The sequence below is a fragment of the Nonomuraea mesophila genome (genome assembly GCF_004352805.1).
GTDB classification, from domain to species: Bacteria; Actinomycetota; Actinomycetes; order Streptosporangiales; family Streptosporangiaceae; genus Nonomuraea; species Nonomuraea longispora.
The window spans coordinates 18,641-27,001 of sequence record NZ_SMLD01000124.1; the positions used below are offsets into that span (position 1 = coordinate 18,641).

Below are 8,361 nucleotides of genomic sequence, written 5' to 3' on the forward strand. Positions count from 1 at the left end.
GGCCGTCACGGCGAACCTGAGGGTCCGCGGCGCCCGCCGCCCGGTCAGGCGTCCTGGCCGATGAGCCGGGGCAGGCGGGTGATGGCGGACGACAGGTAGTCCGCCACGGCCTCGGGCACCAGGCGGCGCGTGGTGATCTCCGTACGGTCCAGCGGCACCCGCACCACCTCGTACACCCCGCGCGACGGATCCTCGAACTCCGGGCCGTGCCGCAGCGCGGGGTCCATCGACTCCAGCCGGCAGCCGAAGACGTGCTGCGTCTTGACCGCGTCCTTCCAGGCGTACGACACGGTGACCAGCGGTGTCACGCCGAAGACCGTGGCGCCGAGCTCCTCCAGCAGCTCGCGGCGCAACGTGTCGACCAGCGAGCCGTCCTCCGGCTCGACGTGGCCGCCCGGCACGGACCAGTAGACGTCGCGGCCCGGCACCGTACGCCGGAAGAGCACCAGCCGCTCGTCGTCGTCGAGAAGGACGCCCCGGACACTCGGTCGCATACGCCCACCCTATTTGACCGGTATGTCCTTCGGGTAGCCTAACCTACGGTACCGTAACCGCAAGGAGAAGATCCAATATGGCGATGACTCAGACGGAGCTGCTGCACGAGCTCGAGCCCGTGGTGGCGGGAGAGCTCGAACGCCACGAGAAGATGGCGAAAGAGTGGTTCCCGCACGAGTACATCCCCTGGAGCGAAGGCCGCGACTTCGACGGCATCTACGGGGGAGAGGCGTGGCAGGAAAGCGACTCCAAGATCCCTGAGGCGGCCCGCGTCTCGCTCATCGTCAACCTTCTCACCGAGGACAACCTGCCGAGCTACCACCACGAGATCGCCACCACGTTCGGCCGCGACGGCGCGTGGGGCACCTGGGTGCACCGCTGGACCGCCGAGGAGGACCGCCACGGCACCGCGCTGCGCGACTACCTCACCGTGACCCGCGCCGTCGACCCCGTCGCGCTCGAGCGGGCCAGGATGCGCCACATGGAGCACGGCTTCGCCACCGAGTACGGCACCATGCTCCAGCAGCTCGCGTACGTCTCCTTCCAGGAGCTGGCCACCCGCATCTCCCACCGCAACACCGGCAGGGCCTCCGGCGACGAGGGCTGCGAACGGCTGCTCGCCAGGATCGCCGCCGACGAGAACCTGCACATGCTCTTCTACCGCAACCTGCTCAAGGCCGCCTTCGAGCTCGACCCCAACCAGACCATGCGCTCGGTCACCGACGTCGTCACGACGTTCCAGATGCCGGGCACGGGCATGGAGGGCTTCGCCCGCAAGGCCATGATCATCGCCCACGAGGGCATCTACGACCTGCGCCTCCACCTCGACGACGTGCTCATGCCGGTGCTGCGCCAGTGGGCCGTCTTCGACAAGACCGGGCTGGACGCCGAGGGCGAGCGGGCCCGCGAGGAGCTGTCGGCGTTCCTGGAGAGAACCGACGCGACCGCCGCCCGGTTCGTCGAACGCCGGGAGGAGCGCCGCGCCCGCGCCGCCGCCCGCCGGTGACCCCCGCGCACCACGCCGCCCGCCGGTGGCATGATGACGGCCCATGGATCTCCCCACTCAGCTGCTCGTCTGGCTCTTCACGTTCCTGACGGTCATCGCGCTGGCCGTGGCCGCGCAACGGCTGCTGAACGTCAGGTTCGGCATGGTGCGCACCTTCCTGGCGGCCCTGGTCGCCTTCGGGCTGGCGCAGCCGATCATGGAGCCGATCATCGGGCTCATCGGCCCGGACGAGCGGCGGACGGCGCCCGGACCGGGCGCCCTGGGACTGCTGCTCCTCGTCATCATGTGCGTGGTGCTCATCCCCATGGTGATCCTGGTGCTGGCCGAGGCGCTGGTGCCCCCCGGCTCGGTGCCGGGCCCGCTGGAACTGGTCCGCTCCGTACGCGGCCGGATCTCCCGGGCCAGGCGCTACTCGCAGATCACCAGGATCGCCATCAGACACGGCCTCGGCCCCTACCTGCGGGGCCGGGGTGAGCGTCTGGAGGACCACTCGGGCAAGATGCGCCTGGCCAGGTCGCTGCGCGAGGCGCTCGAAGACGGCGGCGTGACGTTCGTCAAGCTCGGCCAGGTCCTGTCGACCCGGCGCGACCTGCTGCCCGCCGAGTTCGTCGAGGAGCTGGGACGGCTGCAGGACCAGGTGGCGCCCGCGCCGTGGGAGCGGATCGAGCCGGTGCTCGCCGCGGAGCTGGGCGGGCCGGTGGACGAGGTGTTCGCCGAGTTCGACCGCACGCCGCTGGCCGCCGCCTCCATCGGGCAGGTCCACGTCGCCCGGCTGCACGACGGGCAGAGCGTGGTGGTCAAGGTGCAGCGGCCGGGCATCGGCGCGGTCGTCGCCAAGGACCTCGAGATCGTCCGGCGGCTGGCCGTCACGCTGGAGTCCAGGACCCGCTGGGGCCGCTCGCTCGGCCTGCGCGACCTCGGCGAGGGGTTCGCCACCGCCATCCGCGAGGAGCTGGACTTCCGGGTCGAGGCCGCCAACATGGCCGCCGTCACCGCCTCAGAGGGCGGCAGCGTCACCTACCCCGCCCCGATCAGCGCCATGTGCACCGAACGGGTGCTCGTCATGCAGCGCCTGTCGGGCAGGCCGGTCACCACGGCCGCCCGCGAGCAGGGCCCCGAACTGGCCAGGAACCTGCTCGACTGCCTGCTCAGGCAGATCCTCGTCGAGGGCGTCTTCCACGCCGACCCGCATCCAGGCAACCTCATGCTGCTCGACGACGGCACGCTGGGCCTGCTCGACTTCGGCTCGGTCGGCCGGCTCGACGCCGGCGTGCGCTCCGCCCTGCAACGCTTCCTGCTGGCCATGAACCGCCAGGACCCGCTGGGCGTGACGGACGCGCTGCTGGAGGTGGTGCCGAGGCCCGAGGACATCGACGAGGCGGCGCTGGAACGCGCGCTCGGCCAGTTCATGGCCAGGCACCTGGCCGGCGGCATGGACAGCGCCCAGATGTTCACCGACCTGTTCAGGATCGTCTCGGCGTACGGGTTGTCGATCCCGCCCGAGGTGGCCGCCGTCTTCCGCGCCCTGGCCACGCTGGAGGGCACGCTCATCCGCCTCTCGCCCGGATTCAACCTGATCGGCGAGGCCCGCGCGTTCGCCGGCCGCTACCTCGCCGAACAGGCGAGCCCCGAGACGATCAAGGAGTCCGTCGGGCACGAGCTGGCCGCGCTGCTGCCGATGTTGCGCCGCCTGCCGCGTCGCGTGGAGCGCATCGCCAGCGCGGCCGAGCACGGCAGGTTCAGCATGAACGTACGCCTGCTCGCCGACGACCGCGACCGCGCCTACCTCACGGGCCTGCTGCACCAGGTGCTGCTCACGGTGCTCGGCGCGACGGCCGGCGTCATGGCGGTCATCCTCCTCGGCATCGACGGTGGCCCCACCGCGCTCGGCACGACGTCGTTGTTCCAGCTCATCGGCTACAACCTGCTGGTGATCTCGGCCATCCTCGTGCTGCGCGTGCTCGCCCTGATCTTCCGTCGTCCCCGCGCCGCGGACGAACGCCCCTGAGCCCTCGCCCGGAAAGACTGTGGGGCTCTTGACCGAGGGATGGTCTTGGACATCCAAGGCATCGGGCAGTTTCCCGGTAACACCGGAACCCCTTGGGAGCAGAGGGTGAAAATCATCGGGATTGCGGCCAGCCTTAACAGGGGGTCCTTTATCAACCGGCTGCTCGCGGCCGCGGGTGCCGAGCTGCCCCGGGGCGTCGCCTTCGAGGAATGGCGAGGGCTGGACGACATCCCGCCGTACACCCGGGGGCCCGTTCCCGCGCCGGCCGCCGCCCTGGCCGGCCTGGTGGCCTCCGGTGACGCCGTGTTGCTGACCGCGCCCGAGCACAGCCTGCTGCCGCCCGAGCTGACGTACGCGCTGGAGTGGATGGCGGCCCGCGACGGCCTGTCCGGCAAGCACGTCGCGGTCATGAGCGCGAGCGCCCGCGCCTGCGGCGCCATGTGGGCCCAGGCGGAGCTCTACAAGCGGCTCCAGAGCGCCGGAGCGGTCGTCATGGGCGCCGAGCTGGTGATCTCGCCCGCCTGCCCGCATTTCGACGAGTACGGCCGCCTCAGGCCGGCCGCCCTGCGCGAAAAGGTGCGCGCGGTGATCCGGCAGCTCTGCCCCGCCGGGATCCTGGAACCCGTGTTCTCGCTGTCCCCCTGACGAGAGAAGGACCTCGGAGCTCGTCGTCCTCGAGGCCGCGCAGCATCCGGAGTCCGTACGCCGCCAGCAGCGGCTTGACGAGCAACCACTCGCCGAAACGGTAGTCGTCCGCGGGCACGAGCCTGTCGGCGAGATCGGGCCGCAGGCGCCGCAGGTATGCGCGGGCCTTGAGCGCGTGAGCCGGCTGGGAGACGATCTTGATGCGGTCGGCGTCCTCAAGGAGCGGGATCACGTTCGTCACGTTCTCCCAGGTCGTTCTGCTCTCGGTCTCGAGGAGAACCGTGCCGCCGAACCCGAGCACCGACGTCGCGTAGCCGGCCATGAGCTGAGCCTCCGTGGCCCCGGTGCCGGTCGGTCCACCGCTGAAGATCACGCGCGTGTCCCGCTCGCGGCCGGCGGCGACGGAGCGAAGGCCGGCACGGACGCGCCAGCGGTTGACGAGGTTCGCCCTCGCCTGCGGGTTGCGGTAGCCCAGCACGACCACGACCTCGCGAACGCCCTCGCGGTTCCCTGTGAGGGCTCGGGACCAGCGCCGGTTCAGCCACTCACCCCAGACCAGAGCCACGACCCCGGCCACAGCCAACCCCGTCCGCAACATGCGGCGACTCTAGGGCACCCCCGACCGCGGCGCACCACGCATGCCGATCGACGGTCTAGGGGTCGCGGCGCAGGCGCTTGACGTCGGAGCGGTGCTTCTTGGCGGTGATGCGCCGCTCGACGGCGCCGCGGCTCGGCTTGGTCGGGCGGCGGCGCTTCGGCGGCGGGGCGATGGCCTCGCGCAGGCGCTGGGCCAGGCGGTGCCGCGCGGCCTCCCTGTTACGCAGTTGCGAGCGGTATTCGGAGGCGGCGACCGTGATCGTGTCGCCGCCCAGCCGGCCGCGCGCCCGCTCCTTGAGCGCCGGCGCCAGCGCGGTGCTCGCGGCCACGTCGAAGGTCAGCTCCACGCGGCTGTCCGTGGTGTTGACGCCCTGGCCGCCCGGACCTGACGAGCGCGAGAAACGCCAGACGAGCTCGGCGTCGGGGATGACGACCGAGTCGTTGACGACCAGCGGGCCGGGCATGCGGGGAGCTCCTGTTCGACGTCCTCAGTGGAAGTTTCACCGTATCCGGGCGACATATACCGGTCGCAACGGCATTTCCGGCGTCGATCACCGGCTTGACGGCGGGATGCAAGCGGCGTATGCCAATATCGCGCATCAAACGATCACGGGTGGGGAGGCGACGTGGCGGCCATCGTCGGCGTGCACGGAATCGGCAAGTACAACTACTACGTGAACGCCGGACGGTCCGCGGCCGGGGCGGCGGAGGCCATGCGCCGCAAGTGGGACCGCTACCTGCACGCCACGCTCGGGTCGGAGTCCGCGGCCTACTTCTCCGAGATCGCCTACTTCTCCCACCACCTGCACGACGGCAAGGACGACGACGAGCCCAAGTCCGTCGCCGCGATGGAGACCCAGGCCCAGGAGGTCCTCGCCGGCTGGGCCAGGAACCTGGGCCTCGGCGAGCACTTCACGGGGGCGCTCAAGTCGGTCACCGGCTGGCTGCTCGACAAGCTGGACGGCAGGTCGGCGGCGTTCGCGAAACTGTTCGCGCCCGAGGTGGCGACCTACCTCACCGACCAGGCCAGGCGGGAGAGCTGCCGGCAGGTCGTGGCCGACGTCGTCCGGCGCAACCGGCCCAAGGTCGTGATCGCCCACTCGCTCGGCAGCGTCGTCGCGTACGAGACCCTCTGGGCGCACCCCGAGCTCGAGATCGACCTGCTGGTCACCCTCGGCAGCCCCCTCGGCATGCGCCACGTCGTCTTCGAACGCCTCCTGCCCGCCCCGATCAACGGCCGCGGCGAGCGCCCCAAGAACGTCGGACGCTGGGTCAACATCGCCGACAAGGACGACATCGCCGCCATCCCGCCGGCGCTGCGCGAGAGCTTCACCGGCGTCGACGCCGAGGAACTCGTCAACCTCGACTGGATCGACTTCCACACGGCCGAGAAATACCTCGGCTGCCCGGCCCTCGACCCGCATCTGCGACCATTCATCGCATGACGTGGATCGTGTTCGACTACGGCGGTGTCCTGTCGCTGCCCCAGCCCGAGTCCGACGCCGACGCCATGGCGCGGGCCGCGGGCGCCGACCCCGAGGTGTTCGGGAGCGGCTACTGGGAGCACCGTCTCGCGTTCGACCGGGGGAGCCTGACGCCGTTCACCTACTGGTCGGCGGTGCTCGGCAGGCCCGTCACCCACTCCGAGGTCGCCCGGCTGGTCGCCATGGACATCGCGAGCTGGGCCCACCCCGACGCGGGCACGGTCGCCCTCCTCGGTGAGCTGATCGAGGCCGGACGCGACGTGGCGCTGCTGTCCAACGCCCCCGTGTGCGTCAGCGACGGCCTGGACGAACTGCCGTGGATCGCCGCGATCGGGCGGCGCTTCTACAGCGGCAGGATGGGCCTGGTCAAACCCGACAGGGAGATCTACGACGAAGTGGCCCGCGCGCTCGGCGCCGACCCGTCCGACATCGTCTTCGTCGACGACCGGCCGGAGAACGTCCGGGGCGCCGAGCGGGCGGGCATGACCGGCGTGCACTTCACCGGCGCCGCCGCGCTCGGGACGACGCTGCGGCAGATCGCCTGACCGACGCTGTTCATCCGGCCTTGACTCCCTGGTCACGGCCGGGCCAGCACGGCGGGACATACCTGGGAGCGTGGACCGCAGAGCCTTCCTGACAGCGGCGACAGCCGGCCTCCTCCTCCCGCAGCCCGTCAGCCGGCCGGCCCTCGCCTCCCCGGCCAGAACCCTCAGATCCGACCCGTTCACGCTGGGCGTCGCCTCCGGCGACCCGACGGCCGACGGCTTCGTCCTGTGGACCAGGCTGGCCGTCGCCCCGCTCCACGGCGACGGGCACGGCGGCATGCCCTCCCGCGACGTGGACGTCGCCTGGCAGGTCGCCACCGACGAACGGTTCGCCACGATCGTCAGATCCGGCACCGCCACGGCGAGGGCGCGCAGCGCGCACAGCGTCCACGTCGAGCTGAAAGGGCTGCAGCCGGGGCGCGACTACTTCTACCGGTTCAGGAGCGAGGGCCGGCTCTCACCGGCCGGCCGCACCAGGACCACCCCCGAGGGGGAGACGCCGCTCACGTTCGCGGTGGCCGCGTGCGCCCACTACGAGCACGGCTACTACACCGCCTACCGCCGCCTGGCGCAGGAGGAGCCCGACCTCGTCGTCTTCCTCGGCGACTACATGTACGAGTACGGCCCCAGCGGCTACACCGCGCTGACCGGCCGCGTCCGCGCCCACACGCCAGGCAAGTGCCGCACGCTCGCCGACTACCGCCTGCGGCACGCGCAGTACAAGAGCGACCGCGACCTGCAGGCCGCGCACGCGGCGGCGCCGTGGCTGGTGGCGTTCGACGACCACGAGGTGGAGAACAACTGGGCCGGCCAGGTCTCCAGCACGGGAGCGCGGGACTTCGCCGGGCGCCGGCGGGCGGCGTTCAGGGCGTACTACGAGAACATGCCGCTGCGCCGCGCCAGCCTCCAGGGAGCGGTGCTGCGGGTGAACCGGCGGCTCTCGTGGGGCACGCTGGCCCGTTTCCACCTGCTGGACACCCGGCAGTTCCGCGACGACCAGGCGTGCGACGACGGAGTGCGGGCGGGGTGCGACGAACGGCTGGCCGGCGACCGTACGCTGCTCGGGCCCGGCCAGTGGCGCTGGCTGGAGAGCGGGCTGCGCGGCTCCACCACCCGGTGGAACCTGCTCGGGCAGCAGATCATGGTGGCGCAGCGCGACCACAAGACCGGCCCGGGCCGCGAGGTGAACCTGGACTCGTGGGACGGCTACGCGGCCGAGCGCACGCGGCTGCTGAGGTCGCTGGCCCGCACCTCCAACCCGGTGGTGCTGACGGGGGACGCGCACATGCACCACCTGGCCGAGCTCAGGACGGACTTCGACGACCCGGACTCGCCGGTGGTGGCCAGGGAACTGGTGGCGTCGTCGATCGCGAGCGACGGGGACGGGTACCGGGACCGTACGTGGATCGCGGACGCCCTCCAGGAAAACCCCCATATTTCCTACATCGACCAGCGTCGCGGCTACGTGATGGCACGACTGACCCGCGACGAGCTGTCCGTGCGATTCCGCACGCTGGACTACATCTCCCGCCGAGGAGCCCACGCCAGAACCTCCCACCGCCTCACCCTCCCGGCCACCTC

9 protein-coding genes are annotated in these 8,361 nt (G+C 71.3%); 6 read left to right on the forward strand and 3 right to left on the reverse strand.

From position 1 onward, the window contains the following. Positions 1–44 precede the first annotated feature (44 nt). Entirely contained in the window at positions 45–494 is a 450-nt protein-coding gene (locus E1295_RS34190; RefSeq protein WP_132637021.1) for an NUDIX hydrolase, read from the reverse strand. A 77-nt stretch (positions 495–571) separates the two neighbouring features. On the opposite strand from E1295_RS34190, the gene E1295_RS34195 reads away from it, so the two are divergent. From E1295_RS34195 to E1295_RS34205, 3 genes are all read left to right on the forward strand, one after another. Beyond that, positions 572–1,501 carry an acyl-ACP desaturase gene (locus tag E1295_RS34195; protein WP_132637023.1) on the forward strand — a complete coding sequence of 310 codons (930 nt, stop codon included), beginning with the start codon at positions 572–574 and terminating at the stop codon, positions 1,499–1,501. A 43-nt stretch (positions 1,502–1,544) separates the two neighbouring features. Beyond that, positions 1,545–3,509 (forward strand): ABC1 kinase family protein, encoded by a 1,965-nt coding sequence (locus E1295_RS34200; RefSeq protein WP_132637025.1) that lies wholly within the window; start codon positions 1,545–1,547, stop codon positions 3,507–3,509. Between the two features lie 105 nt (positions 3,510–3,614). Further along, positions 3,615–4,154 carry an NADPH-dependent FMN reductase gene (locus tag E1295_RS34205; protein ID WP_166427541.1) on the forward strand — a complete coding sequence of 180 codons (540 nt, stop codon included), beginning with the start codon at positions 3,615–3,617 and terminating at the stop codon, positions 4,152–4,154. Here E1295_RS34205 and E1295_RS34210 read toward each other — a convergent pair. Both E1295_RS34210 and arfB read right to left on the reverse strand, forming a co-directional pair. Further along, positions 4,060–4,752: a YdcF family protein gene (locus E1295_RS34210; protein WP_132637029.1), complete on the reverse strand. Its 693-nt coding sequence runs from the start codon at positions 4,750–4,752 to the stop codon at positions 4,060–4,062. The genes E1295_RS34205 and E1295_RS34210 overlap by 95 nt on opposite strands. Before the next feature lie 55 nt (positions 4,753–4,807). Continuing rightward, positions 4,808–5,215 carry an alternative ribosome rescue aminoacyl-tRNA hydrolase ArfB gene (gene arfB / locus E1295_RS34215; protein ID WP_132637031.1) on the reverse strand — a complete coding sequence of 136 codons (408 nt, stop codon included), beginning with the start codon at positions 5,213–5,215 and terminating at the stop codon, positions 4,808–4,810. Positions 5,216–5,377: 162 nt separating this feature from the next. Between arfB and E1295_RS34220 the strand changes: the two genes are divergently transcribed. The 3 genes from E1295_RS34220 to E1295_RS34230 all read left to right on the forward strand — a co-directional run. Then, positions 5,378–6,196 carry a hypothetical protein gene (locus tag E1295_RS34220; RefSeq protein WP_132637033.1) on the forward strand — a complete coding sequence of 273 codons (819 nt, stop codon included), beginning with the start codon at positions 5,378–5,380 and terminating at the stop codon, positions 6,194–6,196. After that, positions 6,193–6,780: an HAD family hydrolase gene (locus E1295_RS34225; protein WP_132637035.1), complete on the forward strand. Its 588-nt coding sequence runs from the start codon at positions 6,193–6,195 to the stop codon at positions 6,778–6,780. Before E1295_RS34220 ends, E1295_RS34225 begins: the two co-directional genes overlap by 4 nt. A 70-nt stretch (positions 6,781–6,850) precedes the next feature. Next, positions 6,851–8,361, forward strand: a 1,511-nt coding sequence (locus tag E1295_RS34230) for an alkaline phosphatase D family protein (RefSeq protein WP_132637037.1), incomplete at its 3' end; no start/stop codon positions are given.

What these genes read in the sequence shown, in the direction of transcription:
- E1295_RS34225 (WP_132637035.1), top strand. Translation starts at nt 6,193, where the DNA reads ATGACGTGGATCGTGTTCGACTACGGCGGTGTCCTGTCGCTGCCCCAG.
- E1295_RS34200 (WP_132637025.1), top strand. Translation starts at nt 1,545, where the DNA reads ATGGATCTCCCCACTCAGCTGCTCGTCTGGCTCTTCACGTTCCTGACG.
- E1295_RS34210 (WP_132637029.1), bottom strand. Translation starts at nt 4,752, where the DNA reads ATGTTGCGGACGGGGTTGGCTGTGGCCGGGGTCGTGGCTCTGGTCTGG.
- arfB (WP_132637031.1), bottom strand. Translation starts at nt 5,215, where the DNA reads ATGCCCGGCCCGCTGGTCGTCAACGACTCGGTCGTCATCCCCGACGCC.
- E1295_RS34190 (WP_132637021.1), bottom strand. Translation starts at nt 494, where the DNA reads ATGCGACCGAGTGTCCGGGGCGTCCTTCTCGACGACGACGAGCGGCTG.
- E1295_RS34195 (WP_132637023.1), top strand. Translation starts at nt 572, where the DNA reads ATGGCGATGACTCAGACGGAGCTGCTGCACGAGCTCGAGCCCGTGGTG.